This window comes from Rothia sp. HSID18067, assembly GCF_003989445.1.
GTDB classification, from domain to species: Bacteria; Actinomycetota; Actinomycetes; order Actinomycetales; family Micrococcaceae; genus Rothia; species Rothia aeria.
In genome coordinates this window covers 1-306 of record NZ_RBMF01000016.1, presented here as the reverse complement: position 1 = coordinate 306, position 306 = coordinate 1, and the positions used below count along the sequence as shown (strand labels likewise).

Sequence of the window (306 nt, the reverse complement as noted above, 5' to 3'; positions counted from 1 at the left end):
GTGGCTGGTTGAGTGTTCCCAGGAAAAGCCATACCACAGGAAACGCGACGATTCCTTGGGCAAGAATTGCTGAGATGAGTGATGGGGTTAATGCTGGTTCGTACCGTTGTGGCAGCTGCGGGCCGATCGGGGTTGTGCTGGTACTGCTTGGGTTGGTGGGGTATAGGACAAGTTCCGGGACAGGGGCAGAGGCTTCTGCGGAGACAGCACTACTGCTGGTGCGGGCCGGGGTTTTGGGGTGTTCTACATGCTCCAGACTATGAGCATGATCTTTTCTACGGCTCACAAGACACCACCATTTGGGTG

1 protein-coding gene is annotated in these 306 nt (G+C 55.9%); it reads right to left on the bottom strand.

Going from position 1 to position 306, the window contains the following annotated elements; translation table 11 throughout:
- Window positions 1–286, bottom strand: a 286-nt coding sequence (locus D8M23_RS11660) for a hypothetical protein (protein ID WP_148110474.1), incomplete at its 3' end; no start/stop codon positions are given.
- Between the last annotated feature and the right edge of the window lie 20 nt (window positions 287–306).